Genomic DNA, 22,517 nt, shown 5'->3' with positions numbered 1-22,517 from the left:
AGTTAAAAAAACCTTTTAAAATCAACAGCTTACAAAGATTTTTTCAGAAATTTGTCCAACTTCTACCCGGATTCGTCCAGACTTTTCCCGGTTGCGTACTGCTTCTACCCGGACTTGTCCGCGTTCTACCCGGCATTCCTTGATATGAAAAATCGTTGATTTTTTGTACTTTGAATCGATCGGTCAGTGGCTAATTTGTGCAAGTGTCCAGGTTTTACCCGGATTTTTTCGTGCTGTGCATGCACCAATGTCCAGGCCTTACCCGGAAGAGAGTGTGTGCTTGGGACGGGTCTCATCCTCCAAAGTGTCCAGGTTTTACCCGGGATAGGTGCGTTCTGCTGTCGCCATCTGCTCTTTTCCGGATTTGTGTCCAAGATGCGTTGGACATATCATTGCGACACACTTCACATCGTTGCCCATGAACACCCTTGAATGCCGGGACGCTGCTTCCGATGGCCCGGAACTTCGCAAGCCGCACGAGATGATCGTCATGATTCCTCGATCGCGGCGGGTAACCTTAACGGGGCGACGCCTCTACAACGCAATGCTTCAGGTTGCTCAATCTCGGCTAGTGGCTATGGACTCTATGCCCAAGGCTGACTACATGTTTGAAGCTCCCCTGCCTGCACTGCTGAGAACGACTGGCTCATCCGGCGAGGATCGGACGGCAGCCAAACGTTACTTACGGGAAATGCGTGGCCTAGAAGTTGACTGGGAGTCGACCGCGCCAGGAGACAGTGTCAAGTGGAGGGGGTTTTCGATGCTGTCTGAGGTAGCGATCGAAGTACGCAACGGCGAGAACTGGGTTGCGTGGTCCTATCCCCCGTCCATCATGGGGGTGTTGCGTGAGCCGCTGCGCTGGGCCAGTCTCGATTTGGATGTGTTAGCGCGGTTAGGAACGTACACGGCCATGGCACTCTACGAGATATGCGCCCGCTACCGGGACAATCCATCAGGTGTGACAAGTCGTAAGCCAATTGACTGGTGGACGGATGCATTGAACCAAGCACCTGGAGGCTCGGAGCGGCGCGAATGGCGCAAGTTCAAGTCCGAGCGCGTAAAACCAGCACTTGACGAAATTAATCGGGAAACTGACATTGAGATCGAACTGATCGAACATCGCCAAGGACGTACAGTTACCGAGGTACAGTTCGCCGTCCGTCGCAAACGCGCCCCACTTAGGGGGGGGACTGTCACCGCCAGTCCGGTAGATGCGAACTTGGTGCTGCGAGCCGAATCTCTTGGCATTCGAGAGATCAAGTTGGACGGGTTGCTGACCGAGTTTGATGATGCTGCCGTTCGAGTCAAGCTCGACGTGTTGGAACGGCGCATCGCCAACAACCGCCTGTTACCCGTTGACGATGCTTATTCATATCTGCGTACGCTACTGCGTACTGATGCTGCAGCCGTTGTTGAGCCATCCGTTTCAGTAAATCCGGTGACAATTGCCGCAGCAGTCAAGCCTGCTCTCATAAAAAATCCAGTTATGCCGCGCCAAGAAGTCGATGCGCGGGTTCAAGCTGATTGGATGAATGCCAAGATTGCCGAAGTGCGTCAGGAGCTTATGGCGCTGCCAGTTTCCGAGCGTAAGGTCTGGGTCGATCAAGCGATCAAGGAACTGTCATCTAAAGGTACCCTCAGTGCCGTGATCGTTCGTCGCGCAGCTCAAGGTGACGTGTTGCACGGACTGCTCGGCTCGGTGATCGTGAGGCTGTATGCTACAGCTGTACATGGTGAGTCATGGAACCGCTATCCCAGTACAGATAGGAGTTCTGGGCAAGAACTGAATGAATAGCCATGCGATGGCAGCGCTGCCGAAACGCAGCCATTCAGGTCAGAAGCTGCCATGCTTGTCGATGCACGGAAAGCGGTTGGGTGACCGTTCGCAGTACGCCGCGCGACCCCTGATCATCCGGTTGAATGTTGTCCACCGTCTCGGTGGATAACCCTGTGAACAAGCGGTGTGTGCCGAGCGCAAGTCCTTGTCACGCCTCGGTTCGGCTTTCAGTGCCTAATTTTTAGGCATGTTCGACCGGATGTATGGGTACGCAGTCCCATACCGACCTCAAAGTGGCTCACATTTCCCTGTGGGACCCTGGCGTGGCGCAGTTGCTGCAAGTGGCTGCTCCCAGAGCGGGACGTCGCCGGTGTTGCTGATGGACCTTGTGTCCAACAAGGTTGATGGCGGTTCGCCAAACAAACAGGCCCTGGTCAGGGCCTGCCGGAATGCGCGCAGTGGCGCCTGGGGCTCCCGTGCGTATCCTGTTCAAGGGAACCCGAGCGCGCGTGCATCTGCACTACAGGGGCGTGGGTCTGTGATGGAGGCAGGGCAGCCCTGCCTCCCACGGTCACACCACCACGGCCTGCGCCAGATAGTGCGCGTCACAGCGCGTGATGCGCGCCGGATCCCGCCGCGCCGACGCGATCAAGATAGGCGGCTCCGGTGGCGCATGCCGATCCTGCCGCCCCGGCCGTACTGGATGCACGACCATCGTCAGTGCCACGTCTCGGCTCAGCCCGAGGTCCTGCGGCCCACGCAGCAAATCCTGCGCATACCGCGCAAACTCCACCGCCAACTGCGCGACCGACCAGTCCACGACCGCCCGGCGCCTGTCGGCTCCCCACTCCTGCCCGACCCGGTCCAGCCAGCGCTCGCGAAGCGCGCGTTTTGGTACTGCAGTCAGCCGCGTCAGGCTGAGCAGCCCGGTTTCCTGAATCTGCTGGACCGACATCGTCTGATGGATATCCGTCGCGCCCGGCATGCAGTAGAACAACCGCAAAGGGATCGACACTTGGTGATGCCGATCCGCGAACCGGCTGCTCAGTGCCTGCCCACGCCGATGCGAAGACCAGCCCCACGTCCCCCAGATCAGGTCGGGTCGCGGCGTCAGGCCGTCGAAGACAAACGCATGCTCCATGAAATGAAGCACCGCTGGCAGTGGCGCCGTGAGTGCGCCCGCTTGTACGCCCGCGGGTGACCGCGCGAGCAGCGCATACGCCTCCAGCGCCATGTGGTCCTTCAGGTGATGCTGCTGAAGTTGGGCATGGGCGTGAGGTTGGGTGTCCGAGGGCGTGCCCGAGTGCGTGTGCCTTTGAACCGCCGTGTTCATGACTGGTCCCCGCAAAGGTTCGTCAGGCGAACCCTGGGTGAGCGACCGCAGCGCACCCGACTGACCGACTCGATGGTCGGCAGCGGCGCGATCAACTCCAGATCCAGTCCGCGCACTGCATAAGACCTCGCCGCAATCGCCTCCAGCACCTCGCGAGGTGAAGCCAGCTCTATGAGCTTGCCCAGCACCCGCCGCACCGGCAAGCTGTGACCCTGGTTGCCGTCGAACCACGACAGGCCACGTGCCGCCGAGCGACCCATGATCGCTGTGAAGCGTCGGTACAGCATCACCCGTGCCTTCGCCTGGTGAGCCGGCAGCTCGAAGCTGCGCAACAGTGGGCCGTAGCATTCACCGAACGCCTCCCCCAGCGTCCAACTCTGCCACGCAGCCGGACCCGGACTGACGAAGTACAGCCGCAGCAGGATTTCCCGGTCCAGCGCCAAGGCGCGGGTGTCTTGGACAGTGGATCGGTACTGGTTCGGCATGAGCGCCATGGCCATCGCGAACTCAGCGCGTGACAGACCGACAGACGCCCGAAAGCTCTCGATGTCGTGGCCACACAGCGGCCGCTGATCGACATCGCGGGTGAAATCAACCACCACCGCACGACGTGCAGCGGACCCCATCGGGGAGGACAGATTCAGATCAGAAACAGACATGGCAGAACTCCAGGAACAAGCAGCAAACGGCGAACTCAGGAAGGGCAGGCGATGCATCACGCATGACCAAGCCCCAGCGCACGCAGCAGTTCGGGTTCAAGGAAGTGTTCCGCGTCCGTGCGGCGCAGTGGCGTGCTCGGATCGGCTTGCCGGGCACCGACATCGCAGCGCCAGGCGCTGACGGCGAGCAGATCGCCAAGGACCGCGTGGACCGATGGATCCCCAGGCTCCGCACGGGAGATCAACTCGCGCAGGTTGTCGAGGTCGAGGGCAACGTTGCTCAGCAGCAAAGCCAAGCCGCGGCGCAGGGCGTCCACGGGCAGCGGATGTCCGTTGGGACGATGGAGGTCAGGGTCCGAGGGGATCGAGGTCGCGGCCGAAGGGCGCGCGGGTGCATTTCCGGCGGGCGTGCCGGAATCGAGGGTGTCAGCCATGACGGCTCCTTCCAAACAGGTTTGAACCTGCCTCCTCCCTGCCAAGAGAGGGTGGCAGACCATGCGGGGTTGGCAGACCGGGGAAGGACCGGCAGGGGTTGCTGTCCTGGTCTAATGATTTCGCACACACCGATAGGTGGAAATCACCTGGACAACGAACGTGACGAACACGAAACGAAGAGTCTTTGACGCGAGCTTCAAGCTGCAGATCGTGCAGATGATCCGGTCGCAGGGCCTGGGCATTGGCGAGGTCTGCCGGGACATGAAGCTGGGCGAGACGGCGGTGCGGCGCTGGCTGGCACAGGCCGATGCGGAACAGCTGGGGCAGCCTGGCATCGGCAAGCCGTTGACGGCGGAGCACCAGCGCATCCGCCAGCTCGAAGCCGAGAACAAGCAACTCCGGGGCGACGTAGAAGTTTTAAAAAAAGCATCGGCCTTCTTTGCCCGGGAACTGCGATGAGCTTCAAGCTCGTCGGGCAACTGCAAGAGAAGGCCGCGGTGGTGGAGCAGGTTTGCCGGGTGCTGGGCATCAGCCGCTCGGGCTACTACGCGGCCCGCAGGCGCAGCCGAATGCAGCCGGCGGTGTGCGAGGCCAGCGTGCAACTGAAGGCGGCATTTGCGGCCAGCGGCGGGGCGTACGGCAGCCGACGGCTGCGCACGGCGGTGGCCTCGCGTGGCATCGTCATGGGGATCTACCGCGTGCGCCGTTTGATGTGCCAGCATGGTCTGCGCTCGACGTGGAAGCGCAAGTTCGTGCACACGACCGACAGCAAACACGCGCTGCCGATCTCGCCCAATGTGCTGGCCCGACAGTTCAACCCGACGCGGCCCGATCAGGCCTGGGTCGCCGACATCACCTACATCCGCACGCGCAGCGGCTGGCTGTATCTGGCGGTGGTGCTGGACTTGTTTGCGCGCAAGGTGGTGGGCTGGGCGATGGCCCCGGACATGCAGGCCGGGCTGGTGTGCCGGGCGTTGCAACTGGCCATCGTGCAGCGCCAACCTGCGCCGGGCTTGATCGTCCACACGGATCGCGGCAGCCAGTACGCCAGCGCGGCGCATCAGGCGCTGCTGGCCAGACACGGCCTGGTCGGCAGCATGAGCCGCAAGGGCAACTGCTGGGACAACGCGGTGATGGAGCGCTTCTTCCTGAACCTCAAGATGGAGCGCGTCTGGCAGCGCGATTACGCCAACCATGCCGAGGCCACGAGCGACATCGCCGACTACATCGTCAGCTTCTACAACAGCGTGCGTCTGCACTCCACACTGGGCAACTTGCCACCCAATGCCTTCGAGCATCAATCGGCAATCACACAACCTATCGGGCTGTGCGAAATAACTTGACCAGGACACCATGTGCTCGATGGCTGATGCCAATGTCCACCACATCTTGCCGATCGAGATCGACTGGAAGAGCCAGAAGCCAGACGAACAGAACTTCGTTCATCGCCTTCAGAGTGCGCTCTTGGATGTGTTCATGGCCCATTCGGGCGTCGTTCTGGGCACGCAAGCCTTTGCCGCATCCCGCCTGCCGGCGCCCTTGCCCCATGCCATCTACGGGATCCAGGTCGTGCGGTCGCGGGCCAAGAACTTCACCAGCGAATCGTCGGTGAGTTTTCTGCTCTTCACCAGACTGGTGATTGCGACGGGCACGACCGAAGTCCAGTTCGCCTATCGAACTGCGAACAAGACAGTGCGCAAAGCCTGGGTTCCCCTCAATGAAGGCCTCCGCTGGCTCGGATCACAGCGCCAGATCACCAGCGACGAGGTGTGGGTCAAAGAGAACTTTGCCGGCCAGGTGAAATCGGTGCTGGGCGAGCTCGCTCAATCCGATCCCCGCGCCGTCGTCTTGATCGACTGGTCCACCGTCGGTGGACTGTGGTCTGGCATCAACGACAGCAATCTCGTCGCAGGGAATGCCCCTCGCGTGATGCTCGATGGCGTCAACTTGGCGTCGGCCTGCCCGAAGATGACCTTCGTTCGCCTGCGCTCCAACCGCGACGCCACGATGTCGCTTCGCAAGCGCTCGACCATGCTCTACGAGGCCTGGAAAAACGAGCCTGCGCTGGCGCCGACGGGCGATGTGGTCGAGGAAACCTATACCACGACGCTGAAGTCGATCGTTGAGATCAACGCATCAGAAGCCGAAGGGAGTGCGGCGAAGGCAGGGGTGGGCCCTCACCACTACCTGATGGTCATGGGATACCGAAAGACCGTTCAGATCCTACGCGGCATGTCTTGTTATCGGACGCGGCGCCGTATGAAACCCCTCGACACGGACGGCACAGACGACAAGGAAGGCAAGCGCTTCGACTGGGAAACAGTGTCACCTTCGAAGGACGACGCGGCACTGCCAGCGTCGCTTGAGGTCACTGTGCTCGCATGTCCCAACGATGCAGTGTCGGACGACATCGCCAGGCTGGTGATGGGACTGCGCCTCGGCTATGCCCACTACGACGAATGGACTGCGTCGCCGGCGCCCTTGTTCTTCGCGGCCAAAGTGCAGGACTACATCATCCGGTACCCGGACCATGCGCCCGAGGCACCGGAACCCGACGACACCGATCCAACGCCCGACGAGGATGGTGAGACGAAGACGCGGTTGGTCGACACCTACCTGGGTGACGTCGAAAAGACTGTTTTGGGCGAAGCGGCCGCGACTTCGGACGGCAGCGGTGAGGCCATGCAGGACAAGCAAACCTTTCAAGGAGACGTGTCCCAGACTGCGACCGTTGTCTTCGATGCTGCACGGCAGGACGACGGGGACGAATTGAAGCCCAGCGACGCGCGTCTGGCGCGCGCATGGTATTCATCGCGCGCAGTGTCAAAAGTGTATTCGAGGCGCTCTGGGCCGGTCTGCAGAAGGCTTTACGAGGACATGCTCTGCGGGAACGTCCGCGTCATCGTGGATCTTCCATGGTTCGTCACCCGAAAAACGGTCGTTCCAGAAAGTGCTTGGCCGGACAGCCGCGCCATCAAGCGGTTCTGGCAAACGCAGGGTGACCTTGGTTTTCGGAAGACGAAGGGCACCGCGCCGTCCACCGCCGGGTTCCCGGACTGGTTGATGAATCGCTTGCGAATTCCGCAGTCGTTGTACTCCGTCGATACCGCTGGACTCTTTCCAGCCAACTCACGCGTCTTCTATCGGTCGACTGAGTTCTTCCTGCAGTACGTTGCAGAGCTCGAGAAAGAGGAGAAGACTTTCCCGGAGATCGAAGCAGTCACCAGCAAAGACTGCGAGCCGATGGCGCGTTGGATGGTTGACAACGGCAGCGACGAAGACATCGCTTGGACTTTGGTGATGCTCGCCCACTACCCCTTCAGGGTTCAGTCTGAAACCCTGCTCGTGGCCATGAACACCAACGCGCTGGGCCCAATGTCATTGGCAGCCTTGCAGTTCTTTACGGACTGCAATGAAGCGGTCATCCAAGCGCTCGAACTTCGCCAAAAGGGCATCAAGAAGATGCCGGATATGGTTCGCCGCGCGTTACCTGCCCCCGAAAGTCCCATTGAGGTGATGTCTGAGGGACCACGCACCGAACTCGGCGCCCTGGGCGCAGGCGAATCGCCTGCCCGATCGGGGCCTGCGGGATCCGAAGTTTTTTCACCCGCGCCAATCCATGCCCTCGTCGTCGCCCCAACACATTCGCGTGACCACGTACACACCCCGCCGACCGAATCGGAGCCACCCATGCCGAGGCACGCAGTTGTTCAAGCCATTTCCAGCCTGAAGGGGAGTCCCGCGAATCGCACTTCCGCTGCGGTGATAACACCCGCAGAAGCTGGGGACGCGGCAGGCGAGCAGGGTGAACTCGCCAAGCTGCTTCGCTTGGCGGGGTTGCTGATGCCTGGTCAAGCCGACTTTGAGGGCGTCCGGGTATCGATCGAGAAAGAACTCGATCGGCTTGCAGCGCTCCACGCGGAAAAGCTCCAAGCCATTCACGCCGCACAGCAACTGGAGCTGTTCCGTTTGCAGCTGATCGATCGCCTGTCCCAGATCGTCGTGCGTGCCCGCACCGCCCTGGAACGGATTACCCCAGAGTGCTTGCCGGAACGCTCTGGGGCATTCGCGGTGGTGACGCCTGCGGAAGCCCTCACTTCCGTCGACGACGCTTCGTTAGCGTCACTCGATTCGACCATCGGCAACGTCGAGGTCGCTGTCGACGCGGCACTTCAAGCACTCACCCGCATTGAAGATGTGGAATCGTCACGTGTTCCTGAACTACAGGGATTGTCAGGAATGGATCGCACGCGGCGCAAATCCGCGCTGATGATTTCGGCCATCGCCGAACTTGATGAGCTGCAGAAGCGCCTCCACGATCGGCTCTGTGCATGCCCGATCCTTTGTCAATCACGTCCGCTGATCGACTCGTCCGAGGGTACCGGATTGGAGGCGGTGCCGTCTGCCGATCCCGTCGCGGCGCCACAGGCGCCAGAGGCCTCGACCGCGAACATCAGCGTGCTCGTGCCCGTTCCCGTTTCCGTTCAAGTTTCAGCGCAGCCGGTCCCCTTGGTCAGCGTTGATCTGCAAGCGGTCGTCGAGCACACGGATGACCGAGAAGGAACTGATCCAGGCACGGGTGCTTCTGGCAAGGCTGTCGTTGAATGTCCCGCGCCCTCATCAACAGACGCTACAGAAACGGCCACAGTCGAGGCAGAGGTTCAGGCAGATGAACCGCCCATCACCGGGCCGTCGCATGTAGATGCTGCAGGCAACGCCAGCACGATCGGCGAGATGCCGGTCGAAGACTCGAGTTCGCCCCAATCCGCCGACGCCATCCACCCTCTCGAGCCAGACTCGTACGCCGAGTCGGACGAAGCACCAGTCGAGGACGTCGACGTCGACACCACGGCAGAGCGTCCCAACCCGCAAGACTTGTTGACGACCCTGGCCAGGACCGTCCAGGCACGACACTGGGCCCTGTCACAAGCAAGTATTCAGGGCTTGCAGGCGCTGATCCCTGGTGAAGAGCTGGCGATTCACACGATCGCATGGTCGTCCATGCTCACGGTGCTGTCTGGCTTGTCGTCACGTGCCGCTGTGGAGCCTCGACTGTCGACCGCTTTGCAGGCCTATTTGGATGCAGGCGGCACCGCAGAGTCGACTCTGGCTTCACAGAGCGCGCCGTGCTCCGCATTGGCGAGCACGATCGGGATTATCGGAGCCGGCCTGATCGCGATGCTCTTCGAAGGGCATGAAGGTACAGCGAGATGGGCGATCCTGGTTCAGGTCAGGCCCCGACTCAGCGAGCACAAGCCTCTGCTGAACTTGGTCGAGCGCTTGGCCTCGCTCAACAGCACGAGCCTGATGCTGAGTCGGGAGACGATGTCTGCCGTGCGCGTTGGCGTCACCGAGTCACTGAATGCCGAGGTCATGCGACAACGCGAACGGGCTGCAAATTGGCCCAGCGATGCATCGATCTACACCCACTGGACTGCATTCGACTACGTCGAGATGCACCGGGCGATGTTCGACGATCGACATGGACTGGTGCTGGGCAAGTGCTTGGGGTTCATCGCAAGAGGTGCGGATGAACAGGCCCGCAAGCTGCTCCCAGAGGTGCGCAAGTACGTTGAAAAGCTGGCCGGCACCTTGAGTGACCTGCGCAATCGCACTGGACGTCGCCGTGCCTTTGAAGGGCCGGCGCGCGACTACCTGGCGACGAATCTGGAGATCACGGTCAAGTTCATCCAGGACTTCTTCAACCTAGTCGATCGCAGCCAGCGGGAATCGAACTCGGACCTGCCGAAGAACCTGGTGGAGTTCCTCGTTCACCTTTACAAGGACCTTCAAGCGGCCCTGGACTATGTGCAGGACCTGTCGTTCTCCCACACGGTGGAGCAGATCCACCGCGACCTCGCGAGAGATGTCTTGGCTGGCGCATTGCGCATGATGGACGACAAGGCGCTTCCAGCGGCGCTGTCAGACGAGGAGCAACTGCTCCTGCTTCAGCTGCCGCTGGACTCCGAATTCCGACCTTCTTTGGCGGTTCGTCTCGATGCCGACGATGACGCATCCACTCCCTTGATCGACCCATGGGCGATCTTCCCTGAGGTGGATGCGATCGAGGACGAGCTTGCTGAACGCCGGGCCACCCCCGGTTCCAAAGCATTGACCGAACTCCTTGAGCGGGCGGCACAAGGGCATCGCGACAACGGCCGACTCCTTCCTGCGCGCGCGATCGAGCTCCGGTTGCCGCGGGCTGTCGCGGGGTCCGTGCACACCGCGAACGAAGCGGCCCAGCGCAAGCAGCGAAGTCAGTTCGCCGATGATCTGACCGATGCTCGGCAACGGACGATGAACGCTATGTCGCTCGGCGCCCTTGCCGAGGTGGAAGCCAGCCGCATGCTCAAGGCGATCGAAGCACTGACGCGTGCTAACGTCGCTCAGGAGATTGGCAGCATCTCAGCTGTGCCGACACCGTACACGGACTACCCGCACACCCGTGCATTGCTGCGGCACCACGTTCTTGAGCCGCTCGCGGGTCGCATCCAGCAGAGCCGTGAGCGCCTCGAGGACGACATCAACAGCTTCAGCGAGAAGGCGGCGAAGGAGAATCCGGACCCTCAGACCCACGCCCGTCTGCTGGAGAAGATCCAACGCATTCGTCAGATGCTGCAGGACGGTAGCCCGTCCGGCATTCGTGTGGCTCACAACGCGTTCGCGCTGCTCCGGGAGGACAGGCTTCCGCTCCTGCGGCTCGAGGCAGTCAATACGGCGCACGACTACGAGGAGTTCCAGGCGTCCCTCAAGGCTTCCGGTGCAGGTCACCGCCCATTCGAACACCTTGCAGATGTTCTTCGACAGCCCTCCAGTCCGATGGACATGGAATGGGTGTCTCGCCTCAGCACCGAACAGCGCGAGGATGCGGCTGCCTTCATTGTCAACTGGATCTCGCTGTGTGCCGCTCGTCAGGTCACCGAACTGGACGCTCCTCTGACCGCATTCTTCCGGGGATTGGGGACGGCGGAAGCGCCGACGCCGATGCACGGTCCTGCACAGGCGGGGCGCCTGGCCTTCTTCTTGCCGACGAAAACCTTCTTGGGAAGCGATCGCTCCGGCAATGGCATGTTCATTCCGCCCAGCCTGGGGTCGGCGGCAAACCACCTCCAAGGCTTCGTGTTGAAGCACCAACCGTCGACAGAAGCGTTCGGTCAGGTCATCACAGAGTGCGCGCAGTCCACGCCGACGTTCGTTCTCGCCCGCACCAGCTTGTCGTTGGCCAAGCGGTCGGCCATCAGCCGAGACCACCCTGTTATCCTAATCGACGACGATCTGGTGGCTTACCTGGCGGTTCACCCCGGTGAGAGGGTGAGCAAGCTGATGGAAGTCGGCTTACTGACCTTCAACAACAACCCGTACGACGACTACGGCGGTCGGCCTGTGCCTCCCGAGATGTGTCCTGGTCAAGTTATTTCGCACAGCCCGATAGGTTGTGTGATTGCCGATTGATGCTCGAAGGCATTGGGTGGCAAGTTGCCCAGTGTGGAGTGCAGACGCACGCTGTTGTAGAAGCTGACGATGTAGTCGGCGATGTCGCTCGTGGCCTCGGCATGGTTGGCGTAATCGCGCTGCCAGACGCGCTCCATCTTGAGGTTCAGGAAGAAGCGCTCCATCACCGCGTTGTCCCAGCAGTTGCCCTTGCGGCTCATGCTGCCGACCAGGCCGTGTCTGGCCAGCAGCGCCTGATGCGCCGCGCTGGCGTACTGGCTGCCGCGATCCGTGTGGACGATCAAGCCCGGCGCAGGTTGGCGCTGCACGATGGCCAGTTGCAACGCCCGGCACACCAGCCCGGCCTGCATGTCCGGGGCCATCGCCCAGCCCACCACCTTGCGCGCAAACAAGTCCAGCACCACCGCCAGATACAGCCAGCCGCTGCGCGTGCGGATGTAGGTGATGTCGGCGACCCAGGCCTGATCGGGCCGCGTCGGGTTGAACTGTCGGGCCAGCACATTGGGCGAGATCGGCAGCGCGTGTTTGCTGTCGGTCGTGTGCACGAACTTGCGCTTCCACGTCGAGCGCAGACCATGCTGGCACATCAAACGGCGCACGCGGTAGATCCCCATGACGATGCCACGCGAGGCCACCGCCGTGCGCAGCCGTCGGCTGCCGTACGCCCCGCCGCTGGCCGCAAATGCCGCCTTCAGTTGCACGCTGGCCTCGCACACCGCCGGCTGCATTCGGCTGCGCCTGCGGGCCGCGTAGTAGCCCGAGCGGCTGATGCCCAGCACCCGGCAAACCTGCTCCACCACCGCGGCCTTCTCTTGCAGTTGCCCGACGAGCTTGAAGCTCATCGCAGTTCCCGGGCAAAGAAGGCCGATGCTTTTTTTAAAACTTCTACGTCGCCCCGGAGTTGCTTGTTCTCGGCTTCGAGCTGGCGGATGCGCTGGTGCTCCGCCGTCAACGGCTTGCCGATGCCAGGCTGCCCCAGCTGTTCCGCATCGGCCTGTGCCAGCCAGCGCCGCACCGCCGTCTCGCCCAGCTTCATGTCCCGGCAGACCTCGCCAATGCCCAGGCCCTGCGACCGGATCATCTGCACGATCTGCAGCTTGAAGCTCGCGTCAAAGACTCTTCGTTTCGTGTTCGTCACGTTCGTTGTCCAGGTGATTTCCACCTATCGGTGTGTGCGAAATCATTAGACCAGGACAATGTTCTTCGGGCGCAAGGCTGAACTGAAGCTGCTGCGCGGCGTCAAGAGCGCCGCTGTGCTCTATGGTGGCCGGCGGTTGGGCAAGTCATCCTTGCTGGACCAGATCCAGAACGACTCCCGGCAGCAATTGGAGATGAGCGGTGCCCACGGGCAGGGCGAGATGGCCATCTACATTCCGCTGGAAACGCGCCTGGACACGGCCTCTTTCGGCGAGAACCACCGCCTGTTTGCTTGGAGGACCATCTACAACGGATTGGTCAAGGCCAAGTTCATTGACGGCGCCAAGGGGGACCTGAACAGCCCCGAGGCCATTCGAGACTGGATCAGCTCCGAAGTCGTGAGTGGGCGCGCGGCCACCAACGCGTGCTACTTGCTCATCGACGAGGCCGACGAGGTCATGCGGGAGGATTTGAACGGCGAGGCATTGTTCATCACGGGGCTTCAAGCGCTGTGCGACCAGGTCCGCACGCATTGCCAAATGCGGTACGTCATCGCTGGCCTGCACAACCTGACCCGCATGACGACGGATGGCAACTCCGTGCTCGGAAAAGCTGAATCGATCGCGCTTCAACCGTTCTCGACGAACGTCGACATCCTCAACGGGATCGAACTCATCACTCGACCGCTTGGCGCCTTGGGCTTCTACTTCCCCAAGGGGTCGGAGAACCTGCCGCTGCGCATTGTCCTGGTCTAATGATTTCGCACACACCGATAGGTGGAAATCACCTGGACAACGAACGTGACGAACACGAAACGAAGAGTCTTTGACGCGAGCTTCAAGCTGCAGATCGTGCAGATGATCCGGTCGCAGGGCCTGGGCATTGGCGAGGTCTGCCGGGACATGAAGCTGGGCGAGACGGCGGTGCGGCGCTGGCTGGCACAGGCCGATGCGGAACAGCTGGGGCAGCCTGGCATCGGCAAGCCGTTGACGGCGGAGCACCAGCGCATCCGCCAGCTCGAAGCCGAGAACAAGCAACTCCGGGGCGACGTAGAAGTTTTAAAAAAAGCATCGGCCTTCTTTGCCCGGGAACTGCGATGAGCTTCAAGCTCGTCGGGCAACTGCAAGAGAAGGCCGCGGTGGTGGAGCAGGTTTGCCGGGTGCTGGGCATCAGCCGCTCGGGCTACTACGCGGCCCGCAGGCGCAGCCGAATGCAGCCGGCGGTGTGCGAGGCCAGCGTGCAACTGAAGGCGGCATTTGCGGCCAGCGGCGGGGCGTACGGCAGCCGACGGCTGCGCACGGCGGTGGCCTCGCGTGGCATCGTCATGGGGATCTACCGCGTGCGCCGTTTGATGTGCCAGCATGGTCTGCGCTCGACGTGGAAGCGCAAGTTCGTGCACACGACCGACAGCAAACACGCGCTGCCGATCTCGCCCAATGTGCTGGCCCGACAGTTCAACCCGACGCGGCCCGATCAGGCCTGGGTCGCCGACATCACCTACATCCGCACGCGCAGCGGCTGGCTGTATCTGGCGGTGGTGCTGGACTTGTTTGCGCGCAAGGTGGTGGGCTGGGCGATGGCCCCGGACATGCAGGCCGGGCTGGTGTGCCGGGCGTTGCAACTGGCCATCGTGCAGCGCCAACCTGCGCCGGGCTTGATCGTCCACACGGATCGCGGCAGCCAGTACGCCAGCGCGGCGCATCAGGCGCTGCTGGCCAGACACGGCCTGGTCGGCAGCATGAGCCGCAAGGGCAACTGCTGGGACAACGCGGTGATGGAGCGCTTCTTCCTGAACCTCAAGATGGAGCGCGTCTGGCAGCGCGATTACGCCAACCATGCCGAGGCCACGAGCGACATCGCCGACTACATCGTCAGCTTCTACAACAGCGTGCGTCTGCACTCCACACTGGGCAACTTGCCACCCAATGCCTTCGAGCATCAATCGGCAATCACACAACCTATCGGGCTGTGCGAAATAACTTGACCAGGACACATCATGGCGCTGTGCAACTTCTACCCCGCCTTCATTCAGCTGTACTGCAAGAACCTGGTGACCCGGCTGTACAACAAGCGGGGCACGGCCGCACCCCCGACGGTGGTCGAAGCCGTCGATTTGGATGCGGTCGAGCGAGACGATGAGTTCTTGCGTGAGATCCAGAAGAAGTTCGAACTGAACCTCGACCTCGACAAGCGCTACAAGGCGATTGCCCTCATCCTGGCCGACGTCTATTACGAGAACTCTGGACATGGCGTCTCGTTGGGCTTGACCACGACCGAGATCCGCGACCATTGCCAAGCGTACACCCCAGAGCACTTTCAACAAACCAACGGCGCGGCCTACGAGGCGCTGCTCGAGGAAATGGAAAAGCTCACGGTGCTGGAGCGCAACGGCAATCGATTCCGTCTGCGCACACCCCACATCGCCACGATGCTCGGGACCCGTGACCGGGTTCTGCGCAAGATCGAGGAACTGGCAAGCGAGAAGCCGACGGAGAACCGCATCCCAGGAGAAAGTCGTCTCATCATCCGGCAGGGCCGCGATGAGAAGGTCTTCCCGATGCCGAGTGCCTGGGTGCGTAGTCTGCTGCGGGGGGCCGACACCGATCTCATCGTTTGGGTAGGGAATCAGCTCTCGGGCCTTTACACCATCGACAAGCTCCAGAAGGAGTGGGAGTTGGGCCAGGACGCGGTGTACGAGGTCAAGCTCTTTTCCAGCCCGGACAACGCCCGGACACACCTGCAACGCGCGCGCCGGTTGACGGACAACGCCCCGACACGTCGCTTGGTGGCATTGCCGCCCCGATCATGGCGTTCAGCCGAAGTCGATGGCTACGCGGTCCTGGCGGGCTCTTTGTCGAACAAAGCTGCGTCGCCGGACCCCACCCAGCGCCAGCGGTTGGCGACGATTCGTCTCGCCTTGATCGCCAGCCCGGACCTGGCTTGGGAGCTCGCGCAGCGCCTCTATGGGCCACAGTCGACGAGCTCGCCGCCCAAGGGATGGCGGATCGAGCCGGTGCCGATCTGGGGCGACGACGCGGTCTACTACAGGTTCGAGCAGAAGCAGAATGTGTCTCTTCGCGACAGCGGCCCGGCCCGGCAGGCATTGCTCGATGCCACCTGCGGGTTCGGCGGTGAACTGGACCGCCTGTGCACGGGCGGCTTGTCGGTCGAATTGGCACTGAAGTCTGCGGAAGAGGCTCAGCGTCATTTGGCGCCGAGCCTCGCGGCGTTCTACGCCAACGTAGGTTTGCCGCAGGCCTTTGCCTCGGCCGATCTGCGAGAGATCGAGCAGCTGCTCCTTCTGATCGACGGCGAGCGTCGTTCCGAAGATGGCGTGGAAGAGGCGATCAGGACCTCGATCGTCGGCAAGGCCGAGTTCGAGTTCTTCCAGTGGATGGGGCTGCTTCAGGTGCGGTCCGATGGCACCTGGCACGTTCCCACTCTGTACAAACGGCTGATCGGGTGATGTGACATGGAAGATCGATTTCAAGCTCCCATCGCCGCATCCATCTACTGGATGCTCCCCGGCCCGCAGGGCTTCATCGACTCGGTCAGCCACGCCATTGCCCACAGCCGTGCACTCGTCGTCGGTGCGCAAGGGCGGGCCGTGACGGGCTTCGGGTACGCGTTCGAGCACGCGTTGCGGGCGTCGCACGCCGACACCGATCAGCCAGTTCGCTTGAACGTTGAGGATGGATCGCACATCGAATCTGATGTGGGCCACCACATGGGGATGGCGACCATGAGTCCCAGCCAGCTGGCACGCCATGCCAGTGGCAAGCGTCATACGATCGTCCTGGCGCCCAAAACGCCACGTGCTGTGGACAAGTGCAGGCAGTACCTGATGGACTTCGCCGAGGCCTCGCAAGGCGCCTCGGCACGCGGCGCCGTGACTTTGGTGGTCGTGCGAACCGATATGGGCGCATCTTGGCCAAAGACGGCCGGGTTGTCGCAAGTGCAATTCAGTGGCGCACTCAGCCCAGAGGAGATGAAGGCCTACGTGGGCATGCGGATGATCGGTCGCCGGGGACCTGGAAGCACTGCGCTAACCCAGCACCTTGTTGCCGAGTTCGCGGGCTTCGATGCCGGTTTCGCGGAAGAGCTCATGCGCCTGGACGAACACGACCTGTTGGATCTACCTCAATCCTTATCACTTGTCGCCCATCGGATGTCGACCACTGACGCCATCTGGCGCGAGTCTCGGTTCGACACCGGCAGCGTCGCCGAGATCAATGGTGACGTGCAGGCACATGTGCTGCACGAGTGGCATCTGGCCAGCCACGAAGGGCCGATGCAGGAAGCCGCAGTTCGCTCCATCGCATCGAGGTACTGGCGCGCTGCGCTTCACGCTCTGATGCCTTGGCTGGAAGAAAGACGACACCGCATCGTGACGATCCTGACGCCAGCACTGGAGGTCTATCTTGCGCCAACTGGCGGGGTGAGGCGCAAGACGTCCCGAGGCGACCGGGTCATCGAGACCGCGATCCCTGACCTCGAGTGCAACGACATCGTTCACATGCAGCTGGATCAGCAGAACAAACTGGTGGTTTTCGATCCCCACCAACGGGCTGCAGCCGACATCTGCTTCAAGGTCACGAGGGTCCGCAACGACCTGGCGCACATGAAGTGTCCAGACCCCGGCGCGATCATTGCCTTAGTTCAGGCCATGGATGAACTGTTTCGAGATGCGCCCTGATGCTTGTCCCTTGGTGAGCCCTGCAGCGAGAACGAATCAGCATGCGTATTCGGGGTCCGATGTCCAACGGAACAGCCAACCGTGTTAAGAGGCCAAGTGAAGTAGCCAAGAATGCTGAGCAGCCTCAGGCTGACCTGTCCGCCGGAGCGTGACCTGGCGGCATAGGAGGCCGGCCAGGGGCCGGCGAGTCGTCTTTCTGGTCAGGTTGGTCGCTGGCCGGTTGGTCTGGCCACCCCCTGCTGCTTTACTATTGATAAAATAGGTTATCAAGAGCACAGCAGACGGAGAGCGACATGGCGGACGAACAGGGGTCAGAGGGCGCGCAGCGCGGTGGACCGAGCAGCGAACTGGCGGTGCGGCCGGGTGATGGCCGTCGCGCCGGCGGCGCGCTGCTGACCCAGGCCGCCTTCCAGCGCCTGGCCGAGGTGCCACCCGAAGTGGAGTGGTTCGCCAACCTGGCCAGTCCCGCCACGCGCCGTGCCTATGAAACCGCGCTGCAGGACTTTCAAAGCTTTGTCGGGCTGCAGCGGGTCGAGGAGTTCCGCGTGGTCACCCGCGCGCATGTGATCGCCTGGCGCGACGACCTGGTGGGCCGGACCTTGAGCGGGGCGACGGTGCGCCACCGGCTCGCCGCCCTGTCCTCGCTGTTCGAGTACCTGTGCGACCGCAACGCCGTGACCCACAACCCTGTGAAAGGCGTGCGCCGGCCGCCGATCGAGACCTACGAAGGCAAGACCCCGGCGCTTGGCGACCACCAGGCGCGCCAGTTGCTCGATGCGCCGGGCCGTGTGGCCAGCACTGCCGACGGTGCAAGCAGTACCGCCCTCAAGGACCAACGAGACAAAGCCCTCCTCGCGACGCTGCTCTACCACGGGCTGCGTCGCGAGGAACTATGCCGTCTGTCGGTGAAGGATGCCCAGCAGATGCGCCGCGGCGTGATGCACCTGCGTGTGCAGGGCAAAGGCGGCAAGACCCGTTACGTGCCGCTGCACCCGGCCGCCGGCATGCTGATCGCCGAGTACCTGGAGGGGGCCGGACACGGGGCGGATGGGTCGGGCGCGCTGTTCCGGGCGCTGCGCGGCCGGCGCGATCAGGCCCCGGGCCTCACGCCCGATGCGGTCTACAAGATCGTGCGGGGCCACACCGCCGCGCTCGGCTTCGAGGTCGGCGCCCACGCTCTCAGGGCCACGGCCGCCACCAACGCCCTCGATCACCAGGCCGACATCGCCAAGGTACAGGAGTGGCTCGGCCACGCCAACATCTCCACCACCCGCCTCTACGACCGTCGGCAGTCGCGGTCCCAGGACTCGCCGACCTTCAAGGTTCATTACTGATCGTTGCAGCCTGGATAGCATCGACGGTTCATACTCCGCAACTCCTCATGCTCCCGCTTCAGATCAAAAACGCCACTTCACCGCCGAATACGCGCGTTTCCTGACCGCCGTTCACAAGGGGTTCACTCCAGCGTCTCCCCGATCGAGGCGGGACAGCCCCTCGCTCAGCGCGAAACGCGTCAGTTGCACCACATTGCGCAACTGGAGCTTTTCAAGCACGTTCTCGCGGTGGCTGGCCACGGTCTTGGTGCTCAGGAAAAGCCGGTCGGCTACCTCTTGGGTGCTGTGCCCTTCCGAGATCAACTGCGTGATCTGACGCTCACGGGGGGTCAGGCAATCGACCCGCGATCTCGGGTGCGACGTTGCCTTGGTGCTTTGCTGCTGCACAGCGCTCATCAGTTCGCTGCTGTAGTACGGCATGTTGGCGTGCAGGCGACGCACGGCGTGGATCAATTCCTCGCCCGAGTTCTGCTTGAGTAACACCCCTTTGGCGCCCGCCTCGATGGCGGCCACCACCTCACCAGTCTCGCCGTGCGCAGACAGGCACAGCATCTTGGCGCGCAGCGACTCGGCACGCAGACGCCGCATAGCCTCTAGCCCGGTCATGTTGGGCATCAACAGGTCGATCACCAGCACCTTCGGGTCGTGTTCCTTGGCCAGGCGCATCAACTCCAGCCCGTCGCGCGCCTGTGCCACCACGGCCATGTCCGGCTCGCGGGCCAGAACAGCGACCATACCTTCCCGAACAAGATGGTGGCTGTCCGCCACGATCAGACTGATTTTCATTGCCCCCCCTAATAGCTCGACTCTTGTTTTGCTTTGCATCTATAGATGCCATTTTTTGCCTGGATAAGTTTGAGGCAATTTGGGGGATTTTAATATTTGTAACAGCTTTAATCCAAAATGTTTCAAATAAACACTGACTTGGTATCAAGTGTCGGTGCTGTCAAGGTGCCTCCTGATTAGCAACGATCCTCAGCATTCCCCCGAACGACCCGCTGAGCCCGAGGCTTGCACCGCGCGACATCGATGATGAGCCGAGCCACCAGCCCGCGCAGGTCGAACCGGCGGTTGAAGCGGTAGGCGAACGCTGCCAGATAGCTGCTGGCGTACTTGGGGTACTTGAACGCATGGAACGCACCCGACAACGTCGTCTTCAGGTTGCCCAGCACCGTATTGACCCAGGTGAACTCGGGCAGCTCGCGCGGCTTGCGCTGGCCCACCACGATCGGCGTGTGCAGGCAGCCCGCGCTGGTGACCGCGGCGAAGCACCCCAGCCCGTCGCTGACCACCCGCGTTCCCGGCATCAGCGCCGCCTGCGCCCACTGGCCCACCGCCTCCAGCGTGAAGCCGCTCACCGGCGCGAGCTTGACGTACTGCGGATGCCCCTGGTCATCGACCGAGACCGCCGCCACGAACGGCACCTTGTTCTCCGAACCCCGGCCCGCCTTGCCGCCGCTGCGCTCTCCGCCAAGGTAGGCATCGTCGAGCTGCACCGTGCCGTCGAGTCGGTACTGGTCCACCCGCTCGGCCATCGCGTGCATGATCTTCTGGTGCATCAGCCACGCCGTCGGGTAGCTCACGCCCACCTGCCGCTTGAGCGCCAGCGCCGACAGTCCCGTCTTGGCCTGGCTGAGCAGGTAGATCGCCAGGAACCACGTCTTCAGTGGCAGCTTGGTGCTGGCGAACAGGCTGCCCGCGGTCAGCGATGTCTGGTGGCGGCAGCCGTTGCACTGGAACAGCTTGCGCGCCCCGTGGCCCACCACGTAGTGCGCCGCACTGCCGCAGCGCGGGCACTCGAAGCCCTGCGGCCAGCGCGCCTGCTTGACCGCCTCGGCGCATTGCTCTTCCGTGCCGAAGCTGGCCATGAACTCTGGCAGCGACATCCCCTGCTGGAACTGGATTCGGTTCATCGGCATGTGCTCGCTCCTGCGCTTGGTCTGTCTTCTACGCTACGCCTGATCGTCAGTTGGCACCTTGCTGAGAATCATTGCTAATCAGGTCACCGATTGTGTGTAACGACTCCTGCCATTCTCTGGCCATTTCGACGAGAAGATCCGCAGGGAGCGATTGGACAAAAAACACAGATGGGGCATGTGACATGTAGAACCTCCAAGAGATAAATTTCTGTCTATACGCGTGGGTTGAGTGGGAAGAATGCCTGAACCGAATGCCTCATGGCCCCGCGTCGGCCGGCTTCCTGTTCTAAATGCACCTGGAAGTCCCGGTCATAGATCAACGCGGCGGTGCCTGCATACTGAATCTTGACAGTCAGGATTATGTAGGGCTCGAACAGTCCACCTGGGAATGGCGTCGCCTGCTTGTAATAGTAATCTTCTCCGAGTCTACGCCACACACACGCAATGTGATTTTCTACGGTCTGCCTAACTGCGCCCAAATTGCCTTTTACGGTTGCTGCCTGAAAAGGGCTTGTAATCTCTACATGGACTTCAGCACCTGAATATCCTTTCCGCTTGGATAGTTGCTCAATTGCTTCATGCAGCATTCCATCCAGCCCATTTTCTTTCGTCGTTCGCTTAACCTCGACTGCTTTTTTCGTGCCACCCCCCTGTACCACACTCACATCCGGATCGGTCGCATTGCTAATCCCGCCGTGCGCGCCTTGTTGGTTCACGATGCTTCCGATGCTTCTTGCGACATTCATCCCCGCCTTGACTTCCTGCTGGTAGTAATAGCCACCCGCGTGGGAATCGATTTCCGCGATATCATGAAGCAGGCCCGATACGCTGTTGCGCAAAAACGAGTTTGCATTATCGGCGCCCGCGTCGTTGCGTCCCCCGTTGGCCGGCAACGCATAGTGGTTATATGCATCTTGCAATGCCGTGATATCGGCCTGAACGTGCCCATCGACAACACCGTGTTTCGCGCTATAGCCGTTCCAGATATTTTTCGCGTTGGTTAGCTCGGCCTGCGTCAATTGCGCAACCGGAGCCGGTTGGTTAGTGGCACGCTGTAATGAATTAGGAGTCACGCCCGAATTAGGAGCCAGGTCTTGCCTTTTGCCATCCCCGATTAACTGCACCAACCCACTCTCAGCCTTCTCCCCCATCGCATCCGCCTCCTCCTCCAACCCCACATCGTCATTCACCCCCACCCCCGCCATCTGCACCGTGGCCTGCACCCGGCCCTGCCGCTGCTGCACCACATGCCAGGCCTCATGCGGCAGGTGGTGCTCCTGCCCCGGCCCCAGGTGAATCTCATTTCCTTGCGCATAGGCCAGCGCATTCAACTGCGCCGGCTTGTCCGAATTGCGGTGTACCCGCACATCCGACATGTCCATGCCCGACAGCGCTTCGACACCCGACTTCAATTGATTCGGCATGCCGGTGAGGTTCGCCTCGGCGGGCACTTCTGTTTGCGCCTGAACGGTGTCGATCGAGCCTGACCCGACCTGCTTGGCCTGCAACGCAAGCGCCTTGCCCTGCACAGGCAGCTCTTCCTCCAGACCCTGCGGCTCGCGTTGTGCCACCGGCCCGAAAGCTGCGCCCAGTAACTGCCGTTGCGCCACCATGCGTGGGCTGTGATTCACATGGTGATCGACGGCGGCAGGCCCGGCCTGCGCGAGTCGAGCGGCAGCGTCGCCATGCTCAGCCTGGTGCGCCACTGCTCGGCGTTGTGCCGCGTGCGCGTTGTCGTGGGCATGCGTCTTCATGGTTCATTTCCTTCCACCTGG

15 protein-coding genes are annotated in these 22,517 nt (G+C 61.9%); 8 read left to right on the top strand and 7 right to left on the bottom strand.

Annotated features, from left to right (window positions below):
* Window positions 1-418 precede the first annotated feature (418 nt).
* Window positions 419-1,795, top strand: a complete 1,377-nt coding sequence (locus tag BDD16_RS22215; protein WP_179636319.1) for a replication initiation protein — start codon at window positions 419-421, stop codon at window positions 1,793-1,795.
* A 553-nt stretch (window positions 1,796-2,348) separates the two neighbouring features.
* Here the strand turns inward: BDD16_RS22215 and BDD16_RS22210 are convergent.
* From BDD16_RS22210 to BDD16_RS22200, 3 genes are read right to left on the bottom strand one after another with little or no spacing between them, the layout of a single operon-like run.
* Window positions 2,349-3,110: a hypothetical protein gene (locus BDD16_RS22210; protein WP_179636318.1), complete on the bottom strand. Its 762-nt coding sequence runs from the start codon at window positions 3,108-3,110 to the stop codon at window positions 2,349-2,351.
* On the bottom strand, window positions 3,107-3,769 hold the full coding sequence (locus BDD16_RS22205) for a hypothetical protein (RefSeq protein ID WP_179636317.1): 663 nt from the start codon (window positions 3,767-3,769) through the stop codon (window positions 3,107-3,109). The genes BDD16_RS22210 and BDD16_RS22205 overlap by 4 nt, the downstream gene beginning before the upstream one ends.
* A gap of 56 nt (window positions 3,770-3,825) precedes the next feature.
* Window positions 3,826-4,203, bottom strand: a complete 378-nt coding sequence (locus tag BDD16_RS22200; RefSeq protein ID WP_179636316.1) for a hypothetical protein — start codon at window positions 4,201-4,203, stop codon at window positions 3,826-3,828.
* A gap of 142 nt (window positions 4,204-4,345) precedes the next feature.
* Here BDD16_RS22200 and BDD16_RS22195 point away from each other — a divergent pair.
* Together BDD16_RS22195 and BDD16_RS22190 are read left to right on the top strand one after the other, a co-directional pair.
* Window positions 4,346-5,547, top strand: a protein-coding gene (locus tag BDD16_RS22195; RefSeq protein ID WP_375139092.1) for an IS3 family transposase whose coding sequence is annotated in 2 segments (ribosomal slippage) — window positions 4,346-4,634 and window positions 4,634-5,547 — 1,203 coding nt in all. Because the reading frame shifts where the segments join, the coding sequence is not laid out codon by codon here.
* A gap of 19 nt (window positions 5,548-5,566) precedes the next feature.
* Complete coding sequence (locus tag BDD16_RS22190) at window positions 5,567-11,656, top strand: RNaseH domain-containing protein (protein ID WP_179636315.1); 6,090 nt, start codon at window positions 5,567-5,569, stop codon at window positions 11,654-11,656.
* Here BDD16_RS22190 and BDD16_RS22185 read toward each other — a convergent pair.
* A protein-coding gene (locus BDD16_RS22185) for an IS3 family transposase (RefSeq protein WP_375139092.1) occupies window positions 11,611-12,812 on the bottom strand; the annotation gives its coding sequence in 2 pieces (ribosomal slippage) (window positions 11,611-12,524 and window positions 12,524-12,812; 1,203 coding nt in all). The two genes, BDD16_RS22190 and BDD16_RS22185, sit on opposite strands and share 46 nt — an antisense overlap.
* Before the next feature lie 40 nt (window positions 12,813-12,852).
* Between BDD16_RS22185 and BDD16_RS22180 the strand changes: the two genes are divergently transcribed.
* The 5 genes from BDD16_RS22180 to BDD16_RS22160 all read left to right on the top strand — a co-directional run bounded on the left by BDD16_RS22180 (window position 12,853) and on the right by BDD16_RS22160 (window position 18,823).
* Window positions 12,853-13,548 carry an ATP-binding protein gene (locus BDD16_RS22180; protein ID WP_179636314.1) on the top strand — a complete coding sequence of 232 codons (696 nt, stop codon included), beginning with the start codon at window positions 12,853-12,855 and terminating at the stop codon, window positions 13,546-13,548.
* 27 nt (window positions 13,549-13,575) lie between these two features.
* Window positions 13,576-14,777, top strand: a protein-coding gene (locus BDD16_RS22175; protein WP_375139092.1) for an IS3 family transposase whose coding sequence is annotated in 2 segments (ribosomal slippage) — window positions 13,576-13,864 and window positions 13,864-14,777 — 1,203 coding nt in all. Because the reading frame shifts where the segments join, the coding sequence is not laid out codon by codon here.
* Window positions 14,778-14,789: 12 nt separating this feature from the next.
* Complete coding sequence (locus tag BDD16_RS22170; protein WP_179636313.1) at window positions 14,790-16,259, top strand: hypothetical protein; 1,470 nt, start codon at window positions 14,790-14,792, stop codon at window positions 16,257-16,259.
* A 6-nt stretch (window positions 16,260-16,265) separates the two neighbouring features.
* Window positions 16,266-17,489, top strand: coding sequence for a hypothetical protein (locus BDD16_RS22165; protein ID WP_179636312.1), 1,224 nt, complete (start codon window positions 16,266-16,268; stop codon window positions 17,487-17,489).
* A gap of 293 nt (window positions 17,490-17,782) precedes the next feature.
* Complete coding sequence (locus BDD16_RS22160) at window positions 17,783-18,823, top strand: tyrosine-type recombinase/integrase (protein WP_179636311.1); 1,041 nt, start codon at window positions 17,783-17,785, stop codon at window positions 18,821-18,823.
* 111 nt (window positions 18,824-18,934) lie between these two features.
* Here the strand turns inward: BDD16_RS22160 and BDD16_RS22155 are convergent, their stop codons facing one another.
* From BDD16_RS22155 to BDD16_RS22145, 3 genes are all read right to left on the bottom strand, one after another.
* Window positions 18,935-19,609: a response regulator transcription factor gene (locus BDD16_RS22155; RefSeq protein ID WP_179636310.1), complete on the bottom strand. Its 675-nt coding sequence runs from the start codon at window positions 19,607-19,609 to the stop codon at window positions 18,935-18,937.
* 176 nt (window positions 19,610-19,785) lie between these two features.
* Window positions 19,786-20,742, bottom strand: coding sequence for an IS1595 family transposase (locus BDD16_RS22150; protein WP_179632313.1), 957 nt, complete (start codon window positions 20,740-20,742; stop codon window positions 19,786-19,788).
* Window positions 20,743-20,954: 212 nt separating this feature from the next.
* Window positions 20,955-22,496 (bottom strand): eCIS core domain-containing protein, encoded by a 1,542-nt coding sequence (locus BDD16_RS22145; RefSeq protein ID WP_218898219.1) that lies wholly within the window; start codon window positions 22,494-22,496, stop codon window positions 20,955-20,957.
* Between the last annotated feature and the right edge of the window lie 21 nt (window positions 22,497-22,517).

Source organism: Sphaerotilus montanus (genome assembly GCF_013410775.1).
GTDB lineage: Bacteria > Pseudomonadota > Gammaproteobacteria > Burkholderiales > Burkholderiaceae_C > Sphaerotilus > Sphaerotilus montanus.
The sequence above is the reverse complement of the archived record's forward strand: the minus strand, read 5'-3'. Positions and strand labels throughout refer to the sequence as shown.

Excerpts from the sequence above, each read along its gene's own strand:
- BDD16_RS22180 (WP_179636314.1), top strand. The coding sequence starts at position 12,853 with ATGTTCTTCGGGCGCAAGGCTGAACTGAAGCTGCTGCGCGGCGTCAAG.
- BDD16_RS22210 (WP_179636318.1), bottom strand. The coding sequence starts at position 3,110 with ATGAACACGGCGGTTCAAAGGCACACGCACTCGGGCACGCCCTCGGAC.
- BDD16_RS22170 (WP_179636313.1), top strand. The coding sequence starts at position 14,790 with ATGGCGCTGTGCAACTTCTACCCCGCCTTCATTCAGCTGTACTGCAAG.
- BDD16_RS22145 (WP_218898219.1), bottom strand. The coding sequence starts at position 22,496 with ATGAAGACGCATGCCCACGACAACGCGCACGCGGCACAACGCCGAGCA.
- BDD16_RS22155 (WP_179636310.1), bottom strand. The coding sequence starts at position 19,609 with ATGAAAATCAGTCTGATCGTGGCGGACAGCCACCATCTTGTTCGGGAA.
- BDD16_RS22160 (WP_179636311.1), top strand. The coding sequence starts at position 17,783 with ATGGCGGACGAACAGGGGTCAGAGGGCGCGCAGCGCGGTGGACCGAGC.
- BDD16_RS22200 (WP_179636316.1), bottom strand. The coding sequence starts at position 4,203 with ATGGCTGACACCCTCGATTCCGGCACGCCCGCCGGAAATGCACCCGCG.
- BDD16_RS22215 (WP_179636319.1), top strand. The coding sequence starts at position 419 with ATGAACACCCTTGAATGCCGGGACGCTGCTTCCGATGGCCCGGAACTT.
- BDD16_RS22165 (WP_179636312.1), top strand. The coding sequence starts at position 16,266 with ATGGAAGATCGATTTCAAGCTCCCATCGCCGCATCCATCTACTGGATG.
- BDD16_RS22190 (WP_179636315.1), top strand. The coding sequence starts at position 5,567 with ATGGCTGATGCCAATGTCCACCACATCTTGCCGATCGAGATCGACTGG.
- BDD16_RS22205 (WP_179636317.1), bottom strand. The coding sequence starts at position 3,769 with ATGTCTGTTTCTGATCTGAATCTGTCCTCCCCGATGGGGTCCGCTGCA.
- BDD16_RS22150 (WP_179632313.1), bottom strand. The coding sequence starts at position 20,742 with ATGCCGATGAACCGAATCCAGTTCCAGCAGGGGATGTCGCTGCCAGAG.